The sequence below is a fragment of the Stenotrophomonas sp. 220_Sma genome, from assembly GCF_056487375.1.
On the sequence record NZ_CM151348.1, the window covers coordinates 2,896,537 to 2,918,768 of the forward strand.

General features: G+C 67.2%; 16 protein-coding genes and 1 pseudogene. 8 read left to right on the plus strand and 9 right to left on the minus strand.

Going from position 1 to position 22,232, the window contains the following annotated elements:
* Positions 1-66: 66 nt before the first annotated feature.
* Positions 67-447, minus strand: a complete 381-nt coding sequence (locus ACZLIB_RS13590) for a VOC family protein (protein ID WP_006372781.1) — start codon at positions 445-447, stop codon at positions 67-69.
* A 146-nt stretch (positions 448-593) separates the two neighbouring features.
* On the opposite strand from ACZLIB_RS13590, the gene ACZLIB_RS13595 reads away from it, so the two are divergent.
* The 3 genes from ACZLIB_RS13595 to ACZLIB_RS13605 all read left to right on the plus strand — a co-directional run bounded on the left by ACZLIB_RS13595 (position 594) and on the right by ACZLIB_RS13605 (position 5,077).
* The gene (locus ACZLIB_RS13595; protein WP_032130501.1) at positions 594-1,112 is read left to right on the plus strand and encodes a sigma-70 family RNA polymerase sigma factor; all 519 of its coding nucleotides are present in this window, start codon (positions 594-596) and stop codon (positions 1,110-1,112) included.
* Complete coding sequence (locus ACZLIB_RS13600) at positions 1,109-2,059, plus strand: FecR family protein (RefSeq protein WP_478467890.1); 951 nt, start codon at positions 1,109-1,111, stop codon at positions 2,057-2,059. The genes ACZLIB_RS13595 and ACZLIB_RS13600 overlap by 4 nt, the downstream gene beginning before the upstream one ends.
* Positions 2,060-2,128: 69 nt before the next feature.
* Positions 2,129-5,077: a TonB-dependent receptor gene (locus tag ACZLIB_RS13605; protein ID WP_478467891.1), complete on the plus strand. Its 2,949-nt coding sequence runs from the start codon at positions 2,129-2,131 to the stop codon at positions 5,075-5,077.
* A gap of 125 nt (positions 5,078-5,202) precedes the next feature.
* Here the strand turns inward: ACZLIB_RS13605 and ACZLIB_RS13610 are convergent, their stop codons facing one another.
* Both ACZLIB_RS13610 and ACZLIB_RS13615 read right to left on the minus strand, forming a co-directional pair.
* Positions 5,203-5,526 carry a DMT family transporter gene (locus tag ACZLIB_RS13610; protein ID WP_032128064.1) on the minus strand — a complete coding sequence of 108 codons (324 nt, stop codon included), beginning with the start codon at positions 5,524-5,526 and terminating at the stop codon, positions 5,203-5,205.
* Complete coding sequence (locus tag ACZLIB_RS13615) at positions 5,526-5,879, minus strand: SMR family transporter (RefSeq protein ID WP_010485170.1); 354 nt, start codon at positions 5,877-5,879, stop codon at positions 5,526-5,528. Before ACZLIB_RS13615 ends, ACZLIB_RS13610 begins: the two co-directional genes overlap by 1 nt.
* A gap of 160 nt (positions 5,880-6,039) precedes the next feature.
* Between ACZLIB_RS13615 and ACZLIB_RS13620 the strand changes: the two genes are divergently transcribed.
* On the plus strand, positions 6,040-6,891 hold the full coding sequence (locus ACZLIB_RS13620; protein ID WP_478467892.1) for a LysR family transcriptional regulator: 852 nt from the start codon (positions 6,040-6,042) through the stop codon (positions 6,889-6,891).
* Between the two features lie 102 nt (positions 6,892-6,993).
* Here ACZLIB_RS13620 and ACZLIB_RS13625 read toward each other — a convergent pair whose 3' ends face one another.
* Entirely contained in the window at positions 6,994-7,914 is a 921-nt protein-coding gene (locus tag ACZLIB_RS13625; protein WP_478467894.1) for a M14 family metallopeptidase, read from the minus strand.
* 131 nt (positions 7,915-8,045) lie between these two features.
* Here ACZLIB_RS13625 and ACZLIB_RS13630 point away from each other — a divergent pair, with 131 nt between their 5' ends.
* The 3 genes from ACZLIB_RS13630 (at position 8,046) to ACZLIB_RS13640 (ending at position 12,780) form a co-directional block, all read left to right on the plus strand.
* Positions 8,046-10,127: a TonB-dependent receptor family protein gene (locus ACZLIB_RS13630; RefSeq protein WP_478467896.1), complete on the plus strand. Its 2,082-nt coding sequence runs from the start codon at positions 8,046-8,048 to the stop codon at positions 10,125-10,127.
* A 62-nt stretch (positions 10,128-10,189) separates the two neighbouring features.
* Positions 10,190-11,962, plus strand: coding sequence for a chloride channel protein (locus ACZLIB_RS13635; protein ID WP_478467897.1), 1,773 nt, complete (start codon positions 10,190-10,192; stop codon positions 11,960-11,962).
* Between the two features lie 101 nt (positions 11,963-12,063).
* Positions 12,064-12,780: an MgtC/SapB family protein gene (locus ACZLIB_RS13640; protein ID WP_005409984.1), complete on the plus strand. Its 717-nt coding sequence runs from the start codon at positions 12,064-12,066 to the stop codon at positions 12,778-12,780.
* Positions 12,781-12,853: 73 nt separating this feature from the next.
* Here the strand turns inward: ACZLIB_RS13640 and ACZLIB_RS13645 are convergent, their stop codons facing one another.
* A complete protein-coding gene (locus ACZLIB_RS13645) occupies positions 12,854-13,261 on the minus strand; it encodes a MerR family transcriptional regulator (RefSeq protein WP_478467898.1) in 408 nt (135 codons plus the stop codon).
* Positions 13,262-13,324: 63 nt separating this feature from the next.
* Here ACZLIB_RS13645 and ACZLIB_RS13650 point away from each other — a divergent pair.
* Positions 13,325-14,149: pseudogene (locus ACZLIB_RS13650) on the plus strand (class I SAM-dependent methyltransferase); the annotation flags it as partial.
* 53 nt (positions 14,150-14,202) lie between these two features.
* Here ACZLIB_RS13650 and ACZLIB_RS13655 read toward each other — a convergent pair.
* The 4 genes from ACZLIB_RS13655 to ACZLIB_RS13670 form a co-directional block, all read right to left on the minus strand.
* Positions 14,203-15,437, minus strand: a protein-coding gene (locus tag ACZLIB_RS13655; RefSeq protein WP_251476039.1) for an IS3 family transposase whose coding sequence is annotated in 2 segments (ribosomal slippage) — positions 14,203-15,086 and positions 15,086-15,437 — 1,236 coding nt in all. Because the reading frame shifts where the segments join, the coding sequence is not laid out codon by codon here.
* Between the two features lie 142 nt (positions 15,438-15,579).
* Complete coding sequence (locus ACZLIB_RS13660; protein WP_019659952.1) at positions 15,580-15,870, minus strand: DUF6959 family protein; 291 nt, start codon at positions 15,868-15,870, stop codon at positions 15,580-15,582.
* Between the two features lie 121 nt (positions 15,871-15,991).
* Positions 15,992-16,828: an OmpA family protein gene (locus tag ACZLIB_RS13665; protein WP_012511335.1), complete on the minus strand. Its 837-nt coding sequence runs from the start codon at positions 16,826-16,828 to the stop codon at positions 15,992-15,994.
* Between the two features lie 61 nt (positions 16,829-16,889).
* On the minus strand, positions 16,890-22,115 hold the full coding sequence (locus tag ACZLIB_RS13670) for an ESPR-type extended signal peptide-containing protein (protein ID WP_478467899.1): 5,226 nt from the start codon (positions 22,113-22,115) through the stop codon (positions 16,890-16,892).
* Positions 22,116-22,232: the final 117 nt, after the last annotated feature.

A 22,232-nucleotide genomic window follows, 5' to 3' on the forward strand; every position in this document is an offset into this window, starting at 1 on the left:
GAAGCGTGCCTGCGAGCGCAGCCGCGCGCGGACCGCGTGCATCGCGGCCACGCGCGTACTGTCCAATCACGACATCACATGCACCGCGCACAGCTTGTTGCCATCCGGATCGCGAAGGTAGGCCAGAAACAGCTGCCGCCCGGCCATGTTGCGGATGCCGGCCGGGTCTTCGATGGCGGTGCCACCGTGGCTTACGCCTGCGTCCTGCCAGCCACGCACGGCATCGGCACTGTCCAGGGTGAAGCCGATGGTGCCGCCATTGGCATGGCAGGCCGGCTCACCATCGATCGGTGCGGTGACGATGAACATGCGACCGTCCTTGAAATACACCAGGCGCCCCTTGTCATCGAAGACACCGGGACGGGCGCCCAATGCGGTGAACAGGGCATCGTAGAAGCGATGCGCGACGTCCATGTCGTTGGTTCCAACGGTGATGTGGCTGAACATGCGGGCACTCCCTGCGGAAAGACCGCAGTGTCGGCGAGCCCGGCGGTCATCGCAAACGCCCTGGCCGTTGCCCCCCTGCACAGGGTTTGTCGTACACCTCCCGATCACACTATAATGGGAATCATTCTCATTAATGATCGATGCCGATGGCCGTGCCCGCCGCCTCCAGCACCGCGCTGGCGGGGTTCTACCGCGAACACCATGGCTGGCTGCTGGGCTGGCTGCGCCGCCGCACCCACAACGCCGACTGCGCTGCCGACCTGACCCAGGACACCTTCCTGCGCCTGCTCAGCCGTCGCGTCGATCCGTCCGAACTGCGCCTGCCGCGCGCTTACCTCAGCACCATCGCGCACGCCCTGCTGGTCAACCACTGGCAGCGCGCGGATCTGGAGCGCGCCTACCTGACGGCCTTGGCCGCGCAGCCGGAGCCGGTGCATCCATCGGCGGAAGAACGCACGCAGGCACTGCAACTGCTGCACGCCATCGCCGACATGCTGGCCGGCCTGGCCGAACGCCCGCGGCGTGCGTTCCTGCTGGCCCGGCTGTCCGGCCTGGGCTATGCGGAAATCGGCCAACAGCTGGGCGTGTCCGAACGCATGGTCAAGAAATACATGGCGCAGGCGATGCTGCATTGCCTGCGCCTGTCCGGCGACGCAACGGCATGAGCGCCGCATTGGCCAGCCCGGCACTGGAGCAGGCGGCAGAGTGGTTCGCGCTGCGCCAGCAGGGCTGGACTGATGACGAGCAGTACCGCTGGCGCGCATGGCTGCAGGCTGATGCCGGCCACGCCGATGCGTGGCGTCGGGTCGAGTCGGTCTGGCAGTCCTTTGCGCCCCTGTCGGCGCCGGCCGCCGCCACCGCGCTGGATGCCGCAGGCCGTCGTCGCCGGCAGGCTCTGCGCAGCCTCGGTGGTGCACTTGGCATCGGCGCGGTTTCACTGCTGGGCCTGCATGGCCTGCAGGCGCAACGCGGCCTGCAGACGCAGCGAACCGTTGCCGGGCGCACCGGGCACTGGAGGCTGATTGATGGCAGCCAGTTGTGGCTCAACGCCGACAGCGAAGTCACCATCGACATCGACATCGGCAGCGGCCGCCGCGCCCTGCATCTGCTGCGTGGCGAGCTGCTGCTGCAGACCGGCCATCACCCTGCGTTCGCCGGCCAGCCGTTGACCGTGCATGTGCCGGGCGCACGCCTGCAGCCGATCGGCACCCGCTTCGCGGTCGGTCGTGAGGCGCAGGGCAGCCGCCTGGATGTGTTCGAGGGCGTGGTGCGCTGCCTGCCGATGTTTGGTGTGGCGCTGGATGTGGCTGCCGGAGGCGCGGTGCGGATCGGCCCGATGGGCGGGCTCACAACGGTCGCTGCCGATCCTCTGCGCGGTGACTGGCAGGACGGACGCCTGCAGGTACAGGACACGCCTTTGATCCGCGTCATCGATGAGCTGGCCCGCCACCATCAGGGCTATCTGGGTTGTGATCCGGCGCTCACCGCATTGAAAGTCACAGCGGTACTGCCACGCCTGGACAGCACCCAGGCGCTGCATCTGCTGGCCCGCGCCCTGCCGATCCGTGTCGAGCAGCGCTGGCCGTGGTGGACCGTCGTGCGTCCGCTTTGAAATCGCGGTTCCCTTTCTGCGCGCTCACCGGGCACTACAAGGGAACCCATTGCGGATGTTGCCGCCCCCATGAAACTGCCCTGCCCCTCCCCTCGCCCCCTGGCCATCGCGCTGTGCCTGGCCATGGCCTCCCCGTGCCTGCTGCCGGCCGCCGCCCATGCACAGGACACTGCGGCCGCCATTCGCTGGCAAATCCCGGCTGGCCCGCTCGACCAGGCCCTGACCGCATTCGGCCAGCAGTCGGGCCTGTCCATCGCTGCCGATGCGCGTCTGACCCGCGGCCGCCACAGCAGCGGTGTGCAGGCCACGCTCGGTACTGACGCCGCATTGGCGCAGCTGCTGGCCGGCACCGGCCTGGCCTTCCAGCGTGATGCCAGCGGCGTGGTGCTGCAGGCGGCACCCACCGCTGAAGCCGGGGTACGCCAGATCGGCACCCTGCGCGTGGCTGGCCAGGCCGGCGAAGGCGCTTCACCGTGGGGGCTTGCCGATGCCGATGCGGTCTACCGTGACAGCGGCTCGCGCGTGCACCTGGACCATCAGCAACTGGAACGCTTCCGCGGCCAGTCGATCGGCGACGTGCTGGCCGGTGCGGTGGGCGTGCACACCGCTGACGTTCGCAACGGCGGTGCGCTGGACGTCAACATCCGCGGCCTGCAGGGCCAGAACCGGGTGCCGGTGATCATCGACGGCGGCCAGCAGGCCATCGACGTGTACCGCGGCTATGCCGGCGTGCAGCAGCGCAGTTATCTCGACCCGGACCTGATCAGCGCGATCAGCATCGAGAAGGGGCCGAGCCTGGCCGCCAACGCGGCCAGCGCGATCGGCGGCGTGGTCTACATGGAGACGCTGAAGGTCGATGACATCCTCGACGATGGCCAGACCTGGGGCCTGCGCGTGCGCGGCGGCGTGGCCGACAACAGCATCGACCGCACCCGCACCTTCAAGCAGATCGCGCGCGGCAGCGACAACCGCAACAGCCTGCGCGACCCGCGCGACTGGAATGGCAGCGTGGCCTTCGCCCAGCGTGGCGAAGACTGGCAGCTGGTCGCGGCCTATGCGCGGCGCCGCCAGGGCAACTTCTTCGCCGGCAGCAACGGCGCGCATCGCTACGACAACCAGCACCTGTCCAGCGGCGGTACCGGCATGTCCAGCCAGGCCGTATCCAAGCTCTTCCATCCGGGCGATGAGGTGCTCAACACGCATACCGACAACGAATCGGCATTGCTGAAATTCACCTGGACGCCCAACCCGGACCAGCGGTTGGAGCTGAGCCATCGCTACTTCAACTCCAGCTTCGGCGAGATCATGCCGTCGGCGATCGGACGCGTGGGCGAGTCCAACGAATGGGTGACCTACGTGGACAAGGCCAACACCATGTTCCAGTTCGAGCCGGGAAAAATGCGGGTCAACGCCACCTCGCTGCGCCACCGCTACCGGCCCGAGGCACATCCGTGGCTGGACCTGAGCAGCACGCTGTGGTTCACCACCGCCACCAGCCGCATGTTCAACAGCAACATCGCCAACACGCCGCTGTTCAAGGACGTGCCCAACGACCAGATGCCCGACACGCTGGGCGAGACCTATGGCCCGGGACTGCAGTCGGACGTGAAGACCCAGCGCTGGGGCGTGGACAGCAGCAACACCACGCGCTTCAGCAATGATCTGGGCGACTGGACGCTGCGCTATGGCGCCTCCTTCCAGCACGAGGACACCGCGCCCAACTCACCGGTGCTGCCGGTGGATTTCAACAACAACCGCTACCTGCGCTCGGGCACGCGCCGCGAGGCCAGCGTCGTCGCCTCGCTGCAATGGCAGCCGTGGGACTGGCTGTCGCTGACTGCCGGCGGCCGCTTCACCGACTACCGCACCCGCGACCGCAACCGCGTCGCCTTCGTCAGTGAATCGCGCGACCTGCGCTACACCTTCGCGCGCCTGAGCAAGGGCGGCCAGCTGCTGCCGGGCTGGTACAAGGAGTGGTACCCGGATGCACAGGGCAATTACACCTATGACTCGCTGCGCGCCACGCCCTATGGCGACAGCACGCTGGGCCAGGCCTACGATTTCGACGGCTTCATTCCTGATCCGCGCGGTACCAACGGCTTCTATACCAAGCAGATTCCCACCGCCTGGGGCTACAAGCCGGCGATCCGGCGTTCCGGCCACGGCTTCGCGCCGTATGCAGAGGCGCGCTTCAACCTCGACCAGGACATGTTCTTCTACGTGAAGTACGCGCAGGGCTGGAAGATGCCCAGCCTGTTCGAGTCGACGCTGGGCAACAGCACATCGGCGCCGGTGGCTGACCTGAAGCCGGAGAAGAACCGCTCGTGGGACATCGGCTTCAGCCTGCTCAAGCAGGACCTGTGGCGCGACGGTGACCGCCTGGCGTTCAAGGTGGCCTGGTTCAAGAACGATATCGACAACGCGATCACCCGTCGCTTCGATTCCAGCAACTGGGCGTTCTATGTCGACAACGTCGACAATTACACCGTGTCCGGCTATGAGCTGCAGTCCGGCTATGACGCCGGCATCGCCTACCTGAACCTGTCCGCCAGCTACTACCAGCGCGCGCGCACCTGCGATGCGGCCACCGCCAAGCGCCTGCGCGAAGACCCGTATGCGAAGTGGAGCAAACTGGACACCACTCCGGACTGCGTGGACGGCGGCTTCGGCACCTCGTTCGTCAACGCACAGAACCCGCCGAAGTACTCGATCCACAGCACGCTGGGCTTCCGCCTGTTCGACAAGCGGCTGGATACCGGCATCCGCCGCACCTACAACAGCGGCCCCACCCACGAACTGGACAAGCCCTGGAACACCACCGGCTCGACCGGCCTGCAGAACATCTACCTGCCGACCGCGATCTATGACTTCTACGCACGCTGGCAGTTCACGCCGCGCAGCGAAGTGGAGCTGGTGGTCAGCAACCTGCGCAACACCTACTACATGGACACGCTGGCGATGAGCCTGATGCCGGGCCCGGGGCGCACCACGCGGCTGAACTTCACCGCACGCTTCTGAGTGCTTCAGAAACAGCAACGCCCCGGGGAGATCATCCCCGGGGCGCTTGCTTGCGGCCGCTCACGCTCTGGAAGGTGCCAACCGTGGTTCTGGTAGGCGCCAACCTTGGTTGGCGCAACGATGCATCACTTCGCGGTACTCAGCAGCAGCACTGCAATAGTGACCAGCGCAATGCCGACCCAGCCGATCGGACGCAGGCGGTTGCCGAACAACAGGCGGCCGCAGGTAGCGGTACCGATCACGCCGATCGCACCCCACATCGCATAGGCGGTGGCCAGATCCATGTAACGCACGGCCTGGCCCAGCAGGGCAAAGGCGATCCAGACCATGACGATCGCAGCGACGCCCCAGCGCCAGCGGCGGAAGCCTTCCGACTTGGCCACCATCATGTTGGCGGCGACGTCGATCAAGGCCGAACAGATCACGAAAAACAGGGCCAGGGTATTCATCAGTGCGCCTCCCCGAGGGTGACGCAGACGATGCCGACCACTGCCAGCACCAGGCCGGCCAGCTGCTGCAGCGACAGGCTTTCACCGAAGACGGTGAGGCCGACCACAGTGAGCAGGGTCAGGCCGAGGCCTTCCCATACCGCATAGGCCACGCCCACGGCGATGCGGCGCACCGACTGCGCCAGGAAGAAGTAGGACAGCGCCAGCGCGCCGGCCATGATCAGGTAACCGGTCCAGCCACCATCGCGAGCGGCATGGGCCATGAACGAGGTGCCGACCACTTCGGCGACGATCGCCACGGTCAGGCAGGCCCAGGCGACCAGCGCGCCACGGGCGGGAACAGTACGGGACATGTGAAGCTCCTTGCAGGGCGGGGACCACACCGCCTCATCAATGGGTCCACGCCATGCGTGGAGGGTCCGGAACGCCCCGCAGACAGGGGCGACGGCGGCCAGTATCATCGTCTTTTACGGTGGGATCAAAATGGATTCCATCGACAGGAGCGATGGATCAATGCCCTACTCCCCTGAATCCCTGCAGGCCTTCGTGGAAGCCGCCGCGCTGGGCTCGTTCTCGGCGGCGGCGCGGCGCCTGCGCAAGACCCAGTCGACGGTCAGCACCGCCATTGCCCACCTGGAAGCGGACCTGGGCGTGAGCCTGTTCGACCGCAGCGGGCGCTACCCGCAGCTGACCGAGGCCGGGCGCCAGGTAGTTGGGCACGCGCAGGAAATCCTGGCTGCCGATGCCCGCCTGCAGCAGTTGAGCGTGCGCCTGGCCGCACCGGTCGAGCCGCGCTTGACCGTGGCATTCTCCGACGTCTACCAACTGGCCCCGGAACAACGGGTGTTGCAACGCTTCGCCGAGGCATTCCCGGAGATCGAGCTGGAATGGCTGGATGCCGAGGGCGAGGACGTGCTGGAACTGGTGAGCAACGGACGCGCCGCGCTGGGTCTGCTGCCACGGCAGGAGCACTATCCGGACGGACTGGTGGCACGTCCGCTGGCGCACCACAGCGAACTGTCGGTGTATGTGGCGCGCGAGCATCCGCTGGCCAGCGCTGGCCGTCGCGCCGCCGCACAGCTGGCGCGGCATAGACAGGTGCGCTTGAGCGCGGAAGTCGATCAATCCCGCGTGGTCACCGGCCTGGCCTGGACCGCAACCGATTACCTGATGGTGATGGAGATGGCCGAGGACGGCCTCGGCTGGGCCGAACTACCGCGCGCACTGGTACAGCGCTACGACCGCGGGCGGCTGGTGGAACTGGTACTGCCCGGCTGGCCGCGGCGCATCCACAGCGACCTGCTGTGGCGCCGCGACGCGCCGCCAGGCCCAGCCGCACTATGGTGGGCCGACGCGTTGGGGTGAACCGAAAAAAGGGGACGGAGGGGATTAAGTCGTTTGTGGCACAAACGACTTAATCCCCTCCGTCCCCTTTTTCAGTTGCCGGCCAGCGGCCGGCACTACCGATCAGCGATGGGCCAGCGCGTAATCCATCGCCGAGCACACCGCCGCCACCTGTGCGTCGTTGCACTGCTGTGGGGTCGCACGCGGGCTGTCCGGGTAGACCTCGGTGGTGGTGGTGTACTTCGCCCCGGTAATGCCGGCGCACAGGCCCAGCTTCACCAGCGGGTACTCGATCACGCCATGCGCCACCACCGGCGAACCGATGATCTCGCCCTTCTCGTCGGCCGGCGCGATGTGGGTGACCTTCTCCACCGCGGCGATCACCGCCTGCTGGAACGCCGCCTGCGGGGCCTCGCTGTCGTCCACCAGGTAGAAACCATCTGGAATCAGGCCCGGCTCGAACGGCTTGCCGTCACGCGCGGCCAGCGCCGGGCGGAACTCGCTCTCGTCGCTGTCGGTGGTTTCGTGCAGGTCGATGTGCAGCACGAACTGGTCCTTGATCGGTGTGATCAGCTCGATCAACGCGGTCGACTCGCGGGCCGGGCCGTCGGCGCGGAAGTTGCGGTTCGGGTCGATTGCATCGAAGTTCCAGCGGTTGATGCGCTCGAAGCCCCACGGATTCACGCACGGTGCCACCAACAGGTTGGCCTTGCCGGCGTAATCGGCGGCGTGCTTTTCGAGAAACTCCAGCGCGCCCATCACGCCGCTGGTCTCGTAGCCGTGCACGCCACCGGTGACCAAGGCGGCAGGCAGCGCCGGGTTCCAGTCGCGGCTGCGCAGGGCGAACAGGGTGTAGGTCTCGCCAGCGTAGTCGAGCTGGCCATAGGCCACCTTGTCGAAGCGCGAGGCCAGCGCCTCGATGCGCGGCAGCACCTCCTCGTCGTAGCGACGCAGGCGCTGCTGGCGGCCACGCCACGCCTCCCGTTCCGCCGCTCCCCACGGCTGGCCAGGGGTTCCGACGGGGTAGAAAGCGGCTTGGGACATGGCAGATCTCAGCGAGTCAGGAAGCAATCACCCACTTTACCACCGGCCCATCAGCATGAACCGGAGGCGCATTCCATTGGCGAATGGAATCAGCAATAATTCTCATTTACGCCCTTCCACGACCTGCATCGATGCCCATCCACGCCCCGCAAACGGCCCGCCTGCCACTGGCCGCCGCCCTCGCCCTGTGCCTGCTCCCGGCTGTCAGCGCCTTCGCCCAGGACGGCGCCACCACGCTGGACAGCATCCAGGTCTCCGGCAGCTGGCTGGGCACCGGCCTGCACGACAGCGTGAAGAGCTTCGCTGGCGCGCGCACCGTGGTGGACCGTCAGCGCATCGAAGCCAGCGGCGCGGCCAGCATCGGCGATGCCATGCGCCGCATCCCCGGCGTGCAGGTCACCGACAACTCCGGCACCGCCGGCAGTTCGGTCTCGCTGAACATCGGCGTGCGCGGCCTGACCGGGCGCTACTCGCCGCGCTCGACCGTGCTGCTCGATGGCGTGCCGCTGGCAGTGGCGCCGTATGGCCAGCCGCAGCTGTCGTTCGCGCCGACCAGCCTGTCCAACATCGAATCGATCGACGTGGTGCGCGGTGGCGGCGCGGTGCGCTACGGCCCGCAGAACGTGGGCGGCATCATCAACTTCAGCACCCGCGCCATTCCCACCGAGGCCGGCCTGCACGGTGAGGCCGGCGTGCGCTACACCGCCTACGACCACGGCGGCGGCGACAGCACCCAGTACAACGCCTTCCTCGGTGGCACCAGCGACAACGGCCTGGGCGCGGCCCTGCTGTACTCCGGCCAGGATGGCCGCGGCTGGCGCCAGGGCAGCGATGACCGTTTCAACGACCTCGCGCTGAAGTTCGCCTATGCCATCGACGAACAGCAGGAACTGCGCGCCAAGCTGTCCTACTACGATGTGCGTTCGCTGACCCCGGGTGGCCTGACCCGCGCCCAGTACGAGGCCGACCCGTTCCAGAACACCCGCCCCACCGATTTCTGGAAAGGCCACCGCACCGGCATCGACCTGGGTTACACCAACACGCTGTCGGCCAACAGCGAGTTCGAGGTACTGGCCTATTACAACGAAAGCAGCCGTGCCAGCTCGCTGATCAACACCGCCAACACCCAGCTGACCGTGCAGCCGCGCGACTACCGTGTGCTCGGCATCGAGCCGCGCTACACCCAGCGCCTGCACTGGGGCAGCACGGTGCATGACATCACCGCCGGCTACCGCTTCCTGCGCGAGCGTGGCAACGACCGCAGCTACACCGTCACCCGCCGCACCGGCGCGGCCAGTGCAACCACCCGCTTCGACAACGCCACCGATGCCCACGCCTTCTACATCGACGACCGCATCGCGATCGGCCAGTGGCGCATCACCCCGGGCGTGCGCATGGAGTGGATCAACATGGACCGCCGCCAGGCCGGGGGCGCGGCGACCTTCAGCAGCCGCAACGACAAGGCCCTGCCCTCGCTCAACGTCGCCTACCTGCTGACCCCGCAGCTGACCGTGTTCGGCAACTACACCACCTCGTTCGGGCCGGTGCAGAACATCCAGCTGAACTCACAGACCGCCAGCAACCCGCTGAATCCGGAAATCGCCAAGACCACCGAACTCGGTGCGCGCTGGCAGGACGGTGCACTGCGCGCGGAAGTGACCGTGTTCAAGATGCGCTTCGACAACCAGATCCTGCAGGTGCCAGGCATCACCCCGCCGACCTTCCAGAACATCGGCGCCACCGACCACAAGGGCGTGGAAAGCGCGCTGGAGTACCGCTTCGCCGAGGGCAGTGCGCTGGCCGGGCTGGAGCTGTACGCCAACTACACCTGGACCAAGGCGATCCAGCAGTCCGGCGACAACCGTGGCCTGGACGTGCCGTTCTACTCGCGCGACACCGACAGCGTCGGCGCACGCTATGCACTGGCCGGCTGGACCTTCAATGTCTCCAGCACCCACCAGAGCGGCCAGTTCTCCGATGCGGCCAACACCTGGGCCGAGAGCGCCGATGCGCGCGTGGGCCGCGTGCCGGGCGTACGCCTGTGGAACGCGCAGGTGGCCTGGCAGGTGCCGGGACTGGGTGACAGCGAGATCGCGCTGGGCGTCAACAACCTGGCCGACAAGCGCTGGTATACCCGCAACGTCGATGGCAACGCCGGCCGCATGGTGGCCGCGCCGCGCACCTTCTACGTGCAGGGCCGCTACCGCTTCTGACGCAGTAGCCGCCCGATGCAGTGACGGCGGCGATCACGGTGGCGGCGTATCATGCCGCCACCATGTCACTGCCTGTTTCGCCATCGCGCCTGCATGCGGCCTTCCAGGGCCTGCGCCTGCGGCTGCGCGGCAGTGACTTGTGGTTCATTGCGCTTGCCCTGCTGGTCGGCCTGATCGCCGGCTACCTGACCCTGCTGCAGTCCGGCATCGCACGCTGGCTGCAGGGCACTCTGTACGGGCTGGACGACGGCATGCGCCTGAGCTCCCTGCCCTCGCTGACCTGGACCGCGCTGCTGGTGCTGCCGCTCGGTGGCCTGCTGGTCGGGCTGGTCAGCCTGGCTGCGACCCGGCTCAAGCGGCCCCTGCTCGATGCGGTGGAAGCCAACGCCCTGCATGGCGGCCGCATGTCGATGCGCGACAACCTGATCGTGCTGACCCAGACCCTGCTGTCCAACGGCTGTGGCGCCTCGGTCGGACTGGAGGCTTCCTATACGCAGATGGGCGCCGGCAGCGGCTCGCAGCTGGGCCGGGTGATGCGCCTGCGCCGCAACGATGTGCGCATCCTGGTCGGCGCCGGTGCCGCCGGTGCCATCGCCGCCGCCTTCGGTGCACCCTTGGCCGGTGCGTTCTACGCCTTCGAGATCGTCATCGGCGCCTATACCCCGGCCGCACTCGCCCCGGTCGCGGTCGCCGCACTGGCCGGCGCGTTCGTGGCCGACCAGGCCGGCATCGAGGCCTACCTGCTGCCGGCGGCCTCGACGATTGATGTCCGCGCCGCCGACTACGCCATCTACGGTCTGCTGGGGTGCTGCTGCGCGATGGTCGGCATCGCGGTGATGCGGTTGATCGCCTCGATCGAAGGCACGGTCAAGCGCAGCCCGTTGCCACTGTGGGGCCGGCCGGTGGTGGGCGGCCTGCTGCTGATTCCGCTGGCACTGGCCAGCCCACAGGTGCTGTCGTCCGGCCATGGCGCGCTGCACCTGGACCTGACCACGCATCTGCCGCTGATCTGGATCGGCGGCCTGCTGACCCTGAAGTGCCTGGCCTCGGGCATCTCGCTGGGCTTCGGCTTCCGCGGTGGCCTGTTCTTCGCCTCGTTGTTCATGGGCACCCTGGTCGGTGCCCTGTTCGCCGGCCTGCTCGCCATGGCCACCGGCGTGCCGGTGATCGACGCCACCTCCGCCGCGCTGGCCGGCATGGCCGCACTGGCCGCTGCGGTGGTCGGCGCACCGATGACCATGGCCATGCTGGTGCTGGAAGGCACCCACGACTTCCTGCTGACCAGCGTGGTGATGAGCGCGGTGCTGGTCTCCAGCACGCTCGTGCGGCAGTGGTTCGGCTATTCGTTCTCGACCTGGCGCATGCACCTGCGCGGCGAGACCATCAAGAGCGCCCGCGACGTGGGCTGGGTGCAGAACCTCAACGCCGGCCGGTTGATGCGCAAGGGCGTGGCCACCGCCCCGGCCGACCTCGATGCCGCCGCCTTCCGCCAGCGCTTCCCGCTGGGCTCGGGCAGCCGCGTGATCCTGATCGACAGCGAAGGCCATTACGCCGGGATCGTGCAGATTCCGCGCGTGTACGGCGACGGCGTGAAGCCCGAAACCACGATCGGCGAACTGGCGGAAAACCGCGACGTGTCACTGCTGCCAAGCGCGGACGTGGTCACCGTGATGCAGCGCTTCGACCACACCCAGGCCGACGAACTGGCCGTGGTCGCTGCCGACGGCCAGGTGCTGGGCGTGGTCTCCGAAGCCTTCGTACGCAAGCGCTACGCCGAGGAACTGGACAAGCGCCAGCGCGAACTGATGGGCGAGCGCGTCGAGGACGCCGACTGACCCCGCAAAAAGGGGACGGAGGGGATTAAGTCGTTTCTGGCCCCCTCGAAATCCACGTATGGCGTGGATCTACTGTCACCTCGACCGGGTAGACTCCGGCCATGCGCTTCATTGAAACCTTCCAGGCCGGCCCCTTCGCCGACACCGTGGTCAGCCTGCTGGCCGCCTTCGTGCTCGGCACGCTGATCGGCGCCGAGCGCCAGTACCGGCAACGCACCGCCGGCCTGCGCACCAACGTGCTGGTGGCGGTCGGCGCCGCCGCCTTCGTCGACCTGGGCATGCGCATCGCCGGCAGTGCCGAGGCGGTGCGGGTGATCTCCTACGTGGTCTCCGGGGTCGGCTTCCTCGGCGCCGGCGTAATCATGAAGGAAGGCATGAACGTGCGCGGCCTGAACACCGCCGCCACCCTGTGGTGCTCGGCGGCGGTCGGCAGCTGTACCGGCGCGGACATGCTGGCCGAAGGCGTGCTGCTGACCGTGCTGATCATCGCTGGCAACACCCTGCTGCGGCCGCTGGTGAATGCGATCAACCGCATCCCAATCAACGAGGCCGCCACCGAAGCGACCTACGAAGTGCGCCTGAGCGTGGATGCCGAAGCCGTGCCGCGCGTGCGCGAGCGCCTGGTCGATGCGCTGGAGGCCGCGCAGTATCCGGTCGGCGACGTACAGGTGGTCGAGCATGCCGACGCGCCCACCGATGTGATCGCGGTGCTGGTCAGTACCGCCGTCAGTGCCGACGAGCTGGACGTGGTGCTGGCACGGATGGAACACGTGCCGGGCGTGCTGCACGCCACCTGGGAAGTCAGCACCCGCGACTGATTCATCCACGCAGGGCGTGGACCTACCGAGGTCGCGACGCAGCAGATCCACGCCATGCGTGGATGCTCGTCTCTCACCCACCCGCCATGCGCTGCTGTGCCCGCAGCAACTTGCGGAATGAACCGCACTGCCGCGCGTCCTGCGCTTCCGGGCAGGCCGCCGCACGTTGCAGGTGCCGGCGTACCCGCTGCAGCTGGCTGATCTGTTGCTGCAGCACATCAGCCTGCGCCAGCAGGGCTTCGCGATCCAGCGTAATGCATCCGTGCTGAGGCGGCAGCGACAACCCGATCTGCTGCAGCGACAACCCGGCCGACTGGCCAAGGCCGATCAACGCCAGGCGCTCCAGCACCTGATCGTCGTACTGCCGGCGCAGGCCGCGACGGCCCAGCGACTGCAACAACCCGAGCTGCTCGTAGTAACGCAGGGTCGAGGCCGGCACGCCACTGAGCTTGACCACCTCGCCGATATCCAGTTCACGCATGGGCTTGACCTCAAGTCGCCTTCAAGCATCAACCTATGGGCAACTTCCCGGCAGGACAAGGCCATGGCCAGTACATCCCCCGTTGATCAGAATGCGCTCTGGAATGGACCTGGCGGCCAGATCTGGGTCGCCCAGCAGGCCATCCTCGATGGCCTGTTCCAGCCCATGGCCGACCTGCTGGTGGCCGAGCTTCCGCAGACCGTCACGCAACTGCTCGATATCGGCTGTGGCACCGGCGCGAGCCTGCTGGCATCAGCCGCCGCTCGCCCGGCGACACACAGCACCGGCCTGGACATCTCCGCGCCGATGCTGGCACTGGCCCGCCAGCGCGCCGAGGCGGCCGGACTGGACGCGGACTTCATCGTGGCCGATGCGCAGCAGCATCCGCTGCCCTCCGCGCACTTCGACTGGATCCAGTCGCGGCTGGGTGTGATGTTCTTCGAGGATACCGGCGCGGCCTTCGCCAACCTGCACCACGCCGCGCGACCGGGTGCCGGCCTGCGTTTCATCGCCTGGCGCAGCGCAGAGGAGAACCCATTCATGACGACGGCCGAGCGTGCCATTGGCGATGAACTCGATCTACCCCCACGCGTGCCAGGAGCAGCCGGCCAGTTCGCCTTTGCCGATGGCCAGCGCGTGCAGCGCCTGTTGCAGGCCGCCGGCTGGAAGGATGTGGAGTTGGTCGCGGTAGACCTGCCCTGCTCGATCGCCCGCGATGAACTGCCGACCTATGTCGGCCAGCTGGGCCCGTTGGGCTTGGCGCTGCGGAACCTGCCCGAAGACCGCGCCGACGCACTTCGAAACAAGGCGCTGGCCGCGTTCGCGCCCTTCATCGAAGGCGACCGTGTGCGCGTCGATGCCGCCTGTTGGCTGGTCCGCGCCCGCGCCTGTGACTCGTCCTGCCATAGGTTGACACCGATGGGTGGATGGTCCGGCCGCCGTCAGGCGGCCAAAGACGCCCGATGCATCGCATCGGGCGTCTGCATTTTAAGGGACAGGTGGGGGCGCTCAGCGTTGTAGATGTCTACGGCCTCAGCCACCATCTGGCGGGCTTGCCCCAGGTCCCGTGGGCGATGAAGCAGGAACTCGCACTTGAGGATCCCGTTGACTCGCTCTGCCAGAGCGTTCTGATAGCAGTCGTAGCCGTCGGTCATCGAGCAGGTCAGGCCGTGCCGCGCATGGATCTTCTGGTAGTAATCCGAGCAGTACTGGATTCCACGATCAGAGTGATGGATCAGCTTCTGCGATGTCTTTCTCCCTTTCAGCGCCATCTCCAGCGCCTGAGCTACCTGCTCTGTCTGTAGCGTTTCATGCACGCTCCAGCCCACGATCTTGCGCGACCAGGCATCGGTGACCAGGCTCAGATACACGAACTTCCCCTGCGTCGGCAGATAGGTGATGTCCGCCACCCACACCTGCTCGCTACCGGTTGGTATTACGCATCCTTGGCCAGGTTTGAGCAGATTCGGATGCCTGCGAAAGCGATGATGGCTGTCGGTAGTCTTGTGATAAGCCCGACGTTTCGGTACCAGCAGGCGCGCTTCCCGAAGTACGTCAAACAACCGGTCACGTCCCATGGTGATTCCCGCCGCCTGCAGCTTCGGTCCGATCAAATGGTGCAACTTGCGCGTCCCGATCCGTGGCTGCCGCACGCGGCAATCGCTCACCAGCGCCAGTGCTTTGGTCTCGCTGGCGCGTCGTCGTTGATGCCGGCACCCCGCTTGATAGAACGCCTGTCGACTGATGCCGAAATGGCGGCAAGCCCTTGCCACGCTTACGCCTTTGAGGCGCCCTTGCGTGAGGACTTGCCTGAAGGCTTTTTTACGATGCGCACCCCGTAATCCTCTTTGAGGACATCCACGATGGCTTCGAAAAGCTGTGCTTTCTCGTTGGCCTCCCGTAACTGGACCTGCAGGGCCTTGATCTGTTGTTCCGGCGTCAGCGGCGTGGCCGGTCCACTTTTGGGAGAAGTCGTCATGGGGGCAGATGATGCACCACCTGACCAATCCTGCCGACCATGGCGGCGAAGCCACTTCAGAACCGTGCTGCTGCCTTGGATACCGTATCGCTCCTGAGCCTTCTTATAGGTCAGTTCTCCACGCTCGACCTGATCGACCACGGACAACTTGAAGGCCAGCGAGTAATCCCGCTGACTGCGCCTGATTGTTGATTTCATTGAACATTCCTTTTCCAGAGGGAAAAGGTGTCAACCCAATTCAGGACGGGTCACTGATACAAAAAAGGGGACGGAGGGGATTAAGTCGTTTCCGGCACAGCCGGGGCGAGAACGACTTAATCCCCTCCGTCCCCTTTTTCTACTACAGCGCCTCGCCGGCGTCCGCCAGGCGCGATTCAATCAGCGCATACCACTGCTGCAGCACGTCGATCAGCATGTCCAGCTCGGCGTCGGTGCGCTGCGCGCGCCCACTGCGCAGGCAGGCCTGGGCTTCCTGCAGCTGGGCCAGGAAGCCGGCCACGGTGTCTGCCTGCAGTATCAATCCCGGCAGTCGCCGCCCGGGAATGCGCACCACCGCATGATTGCCGAGCTGGCCGTACACACTCAGTGTGGTTTCCGTCTTCATGGAAAGAGGCAGGAATTGGGCGTTCATCGCGTGCACCATGGAAAACCTGAGCCGCCGGCAGGCGTGGACAACGGGGGAGACGTGGCCACGTCCTGCCGGCGGTCAGGGGGGACTCGGGATGCCGGGGACTTGCCCCGGCGCAGGATTCTCAGCGTGGCTGCGCCACACCCGCGATCTGCACGCGCCGGTTCGGCGCCAGGCAGGCGATCAGCTCGCGACGGTTGCGCTGCTCGCACTGCACGATCGGCTCGGCCGCGCCGCGTCCTTCGGCACTGATGCTGGCTGCAGGCACGCCGCCCTGCACAAGCGCGCTGCGCACGGCCTCGGCACGTCGCTGCGACAGGGCCTGGTTGTAGCTGGCACTGCCGATACGGTCGGTATACCCGGTCACCCGGATTGACTGCACCTGACTGGCCTCGCGCACCTGCGCCAGTACGCCCTGCACGGCCTGCTGGCCTTCGGCACTGAGCACCGCGCTGTCGAAACCGAACAGCGCATCGGCGGACAGGCGCAACGGCTGCTCCGGCAACGGCGCCGGTGCAGGCGGGGCCGGCGGCCGCGGCGGGTCCAGCACCGCCGCACATGATTCAGGCTTCCAGTAGCCGCCCTGGGCAATGCCCTTGCTGTCGAAGCGGACCTGGAACTGGCAGGTGAAGTATTCGGCCCCCTGTGCGGTGCGGAAGTTGAACAGGTAGTTCCACTCGCGCACGCCCCACATGCCTTCATTGAAATGCGGCGTGCCCAGCAGCGTGTACAGCTGGCGCTTGCTCATGCCCGGCGCGAAACGGCGCAGGTCGGCGACGTCGGGATAGATGCCTTCCTTCAACGAGGCCTTCGAGGCCTCCGGGAACTGCACGGCGGTGGTTTCGGCAGGACCCTCGGCGGCCGGCGCATGGCTGCGGCAGGCGGCCAGCAGGCCCATTCCCAGGACCAGGCCCAGCACTGCGGCCATCTGGCCGGTGCGGGCGATGCGATGCTGTTTCATGTCATTCCCCCTTTGGACGTTTCCGCGATGCCGGGCCGCGCGTGCGGCCCGGCGGCGGGGATCACCACTGGATGCCTGCACCGACGGCCACACCGGCCTCGCCACGGCTGTTGGTGGAGCCGCTGAACTTGTAGATCCAGCGCCCTCCTTCGGAGACACCGGAGATACCAACCGCCACGCCCGACTCGCCGTTGTAGCTGCCGGCGGCGACCGAGGCCATGCTGCGGCCCGCTTCGCTGGGCTGCGGCAGTGCTGCGGTGGCCATAGCCGAGGCGATACCGGCCGAGGCGCGGTTGTCGGTCTTGCGCAGGTCGCGCTCGAAGCCACCCATGCGCTCGTCGGTGTAGGCCTTCGACCAGTCCAGGGTCTGCGCCATGCCCGACTTCAGCTGGTCGACGTTGACTGCGTCGGTACCGGCGGTGCCGGCGGCGACGTTACGCACCGTGGTCGGGCCGCTGTTGGTGCTGCCCAGCGTGACACTGTTGTAGTTGGTCGCGCCGTTCACCGTGGTGTCGTAACGGATCGTGCCCTGCTGCGAGGCCTGCAGCTGGCGTACGTTGACCGCATCGGTCGCCTGCGAACCGTCGGCCACGTTGACCACCTGGCGTTCGGCACCGGCGGCACCCACTGAGACCGTGTTGGCCCGGTTCGCCACCGAACCCGCACCCAGCGCCACCGAGTTGTCGGCCTGCGCCTGCGAACCATTGCCCAGCGCGGTCGAGTTGGCACCGGCGGCGGTGGAGCCAGCGCCACCTGCGGCCGAGTTGGCACCGCTGGCGGACGGATCGGCCAGGTTGTTGGTGTTGTTGGCGCGGAAGCTGCCGGCCACGTTGGTGATGTTCTGGATCTTCTGGTCGGTGTACTTCTTCGATTCGTCGATGGCGTAGTTCACGCCGTTCTTCAGCTGGCCGACATTGGTTGCGTCGTACGTATCGGAACCGTCGGCGACATGGGTGATCTTGCGCTCGCTGCCGGTGCTGCCGACCGAAACCTCACCGGCCGAGTTGCTGGCGCCGGTCTGGCCATAGGCGCCGGTGTAGCCGCTCTGCGCACCGACGCTGGCCACCGACCCGGCACCCAGGGCGACGCTGTTGCCGGCACTGGCGCTGGCGCCGTTGCCGACCGCCACGCTGTTGGCACCGGCCGCACTGGCCTGCGGGCCGACCGCCACCGCTTCCGCACCGGCAGCCGTTGCAGGCGCTGCGGTCGAGTTCACTGCCAGGTAGGCACTGCCACCGCTGTTGTTGGTGATGCGTTGGTTGAGGACCTTCAGCGAGCCGTCCACCGCAGTGAAGGCGGCGGTGACATTGTTGTAGTCGCCGCTGGTGAAGGTGCCGTCGGTGGCGATGCTGGAGATGCTGAACTTCGGCGCGGTCCACACGTTGGTGGTGCCGTTGTACGCGGTGGTGCCACCGAAGTAGTTGGCGATGGTGCTGTTCGTGCTGAACAGCTGGTCGCCGGTGATGGCATCACTGCTGCCGGCCAGGATGCTGCCGGCGGCGACGTTGGTGATCTTCACCGCGCCGGTGCCGGTACCCGTCAGCGTCACGCTGTTGAGCACGTTGCCACTGCCATCGACGTCGTACTTCACGGCCAGCTTGTCGATCTCATCGGTCTGGTCGGCAACGTTGGCCAGCGAGTTGCTGACCGCATCGAAGGCGGTACCGACGTCGTTGTAGCTGCCCTTGGTCACGGTGCCGTTGGCGGCGACGTTGTTGATCGAGTAGGTCGGTGCGGTCAGCAGGCCGCTGGCGTTGACCGCCGCGCCACCACCGAGGTGGGTGGCCACGGCCTGGTTGGCCGCAAACAGCTGGGCACCGTTGATGGCCTCGCTGCTGGTGGCACTGACCTGGCCCGGGCCGAGGTTGCGCAGCGTGGTGGCGGTGCCGCTCTGGCCCAGCGTGGCACTGGCGTAGTTGACGCTGCCGTCGCCGTTGAGGTCATAGCGCAGGGCACCCTGCTCCGACGCCTGCAGCTGGCCGACGTTGACCGCATCGGTGGCGGCGGTACCCGCAGCCAGGTTGGTGACCTGACGCTCGGCACCGGCGGCACCGATGGACACGCTGTTGGCACGGTCAGCCAGGCTGCCGGCCCCCACCGCGATGCTGTTGGCGGCGGTGGCGCGGGCGTTGGTACCGACCGCGATCGAGTCGGCGCCGCTGGCCAGTGCCTCGGTACCGGTCGAGTTCACCCGCAGGTACTTGGTGCCACCGTTGCGGATATCGGTGATCTGCGTATTGAGGTTGACCAGCGAGCCGTCGACCGCCGCGAACGCATCGGTGGCGTTGGTATACAAGCCCTTGGCAATGGCGCCACCGGTGGAGATGGTGCTGATCTCGAACAGCGGCGCGGTGAAGGCGCCACTGGCCGGATCAAACGCTGCACGGCCGCCAAAGAAGCTGGCGATGGCGGCGTTGGTCGCGGCCAGCTGGCCGCCGTTGACCGCTTCCAGGCTGCCGGCGGTGACCGCACCGCCGGCCAGGTTGCCGATGGTGGTAGTGCCGGTGCCCGCACCGAGCGTGACGCGGCGATAGTTCGGATTGCCGGCACCGTCCAGATCGTAGGTCACCGCAGCGGCCGCCACATCATCAATCAGGCTGATGGCACCCTTCAGCTGGGCCACGTTGACCGCATCGGTATTGACACTACCGGCGGCCACGTTGGTGATCTGGCGCTCGCCGCCACCGGCGGTACCCACCGACACTTCACCGGCCGAGACCTGCGGCGCAGTGAGGCCATAGGCGCTGTAGCTGGCCTGGGCACCGCGCAGCGCGGCCGAACGGTAGCCCAGTGCAACCGAATTGGCCTGGTTGGAGGTCGCCTCGGCACCGAGCAGGGTCTGCCCGTTGGCCGTACCCACCGCGCTGTCGCCGACGATCACCGAATGGCCCATGCGTGCGGCGTAGTCCGCGGTCGGCACGCCGGTCGGGTTGCTCGGGTCATTGGTGCCTGCACCCGGGAAGGCCACGTTGGCATCGACCTTCGGCAGTTCGTGCCGTGCATTGGCACCGATCACCACTTCCTTCGAACCGTTGGCGAAAGCACCGTCGCCCATCAGCACCTGGTAGTCCTGCGCGGCGTTGACGGCCCAGCAGGAAATGTCGGCCAGGGCGATGTCCAGGCACTTGGCCGCCCACGCCGGCGAGTCCTTCGGCAGCAGCAGGCCGAGCAGGCCGCCCGGATTGCCGTTGTTGATGTTGTAGATGTAGCTGTCGGAGGTGACACCGCCGATCAGGGTCAGGTGCGAGCTGCCGCCGGTGACGGCGCCGCCCAGGCCATTGAGGGTGCTGCCGACCGGCGACAGGTTGACCACCGGCAGGCCCAGCACATTGACCGTCGAGTAGGTCTGCATCACGTTGGCGTTGCTGAGCTTGAGGTTGCCGTTGCTCAGGTAGCCGTTGCCGCCGAACAGGCTGGTGGTGGTCGGGCCGATCAGCTGCCCGACATTGCCGACCAGGCCACCGGTGCCGATGATCAGGCCCGCGTTCGGATCGGCCGGAGCCGGCGCCTTCGGGCTGGTCGGCGGGATTGCCGAGGGCTTGGTCAGGCCGAGACCGCCGAGGGTGCCGCCGACCAGGCCGCCTACGGCACTGCCGAGATTGCCGATGGTGCCGTTGAGGTTGCCATTGAGCAGGTTGCCGACGGCGCCGCCGACATTGCCAAGCGTATCGCCCAGCAGGCCACCGAGGCCGCCGGTGCTGCCACCTGTAGCGCCATTGAGTACACCGCCGACGGTGCTGCCCACCGCACCCACTGTATTGTTGAGCGTGCCGCCCACGGCGCCACCAACTGCACCCACCGTGCCAACCGCACCATTGAGTGCGCCGCCGACGGTGCTGCCGACCGAACCGACCGTGCCGTTGAGCGCACCACCCACGGTGCCGCCGACCGCACCAACCGTGCCAACTGCACCGTTGAGTGCCCCGCCGACTACGCTGCCGACCGAACCGACCGTGCCGTTGAGCGCACCACCGACGGTGCCGCCGACTGCACCCACCGTGCCAACCGCACCGTTGAGTGCGCCGCCGACGGTGCTGCCGACCGCACCAGCCGTGCCGTTGAGTGCACCACCCACAGTGCCGCCGACTGCACCAACCGTGCCAACCGCACCGTTGAGTGCGCCGCCGACGGTGCTGCCGACCGAACCGACCGTGCCGTTGAGCGCACCACCCACAGTGCCGCCGACTGCACCAACCGTACCAATGGCGCCATTGAGCGTGCTGCCCACTGCTCCGCCCACCGCACCAACCGTGTTGCCTACGGTGCCATCAAGCACGCCACCCACGGCGCCACCTGCCGCGCCGACAACGCCGCCCACCAGGCCACCCACGCCCAGTGCGCTGTTCTGCGCTGCCACAGTCGCTTGGCCGGCCAGCTTCAGATTGCGGTCGGCCACGACTTCCTGGCCATCGGGCGCCTGCACGCGCACTTTGCCGGCAACACCGGTATCGAAAGCTGCGGTGATCGCACGATCATGGGTCTCGCCCGGCAGCTCCTCCTTTGCCGGCAACGTGACCGCTGCCGTCGCCTTGACCTGCCCCTGACCGTCGATCTGGTGGCCCGCCAGCTTCAGCTGCGAATCCACCTTGCCGTCAACGGACGCCTTGAGGCCGGACAGCGAGCCAGCGGATGCGCCAGCAACAGCGGCGGCCGCCTTGGCACCGGTATCGATCGAGGCCACCTGGGCACCGGCGATGCCAACCCTGGCCTTCGCCTGCGCATCCGCAGCCACACCGCGCGGTGCATGCGCGGACGGCGCAACGTTGGCCGCCAGTGAGGCATCCATCTTCGCCACATTGGACGCTGCGTGCCCCAGCCCGACATTGGCGCGAACATCGGCGGCCAGTGCAGGAACCGCGACCTGCTTCGGCGCGGCGTTCGCCGCCAGCTTCACCTGTACGGTAGCCGGCAGCACGTCGCGCACGATCGGCAGCGAGGTCGTACTCAGCTGCAGGCCCACACGCGCGTCTGCGCTGATCGCCGGACTGCTCTGCGCCTGGCGCGATGCCGCGGCCAGCGCGACTTCTGCGTCGACCTTGACCGGCATCGGCTGCGCGTACTTCGCGGCCAGTGCCTGCAGATCACGCAGCGACTGGTTGGATTCGGATGCTCCTGCATGCCCGCTGGCCAGCGCACACAGCAGGGCCAGGGCCAGTGCGGTCGGCATCAGCAGGACACTGCGCGGATCGCGGGCGGCGCTGCCGCCGCTATCGCCGGTGGCCAGTTCCGAGGCCACAACCAGAGCATTGAGCTGGCGGTTCCATACACGCCGGTAGATGCGGTTCATGAGCATTTCCCCCGTAGGCGAACAACTGGAATGTCAGTGGACTTGCCGTTAGGCAGGTGACTGACATTTCAGCGTTTGCAACGGCGGCTGCGCACTTCATTCCGGCACGGCAATCGC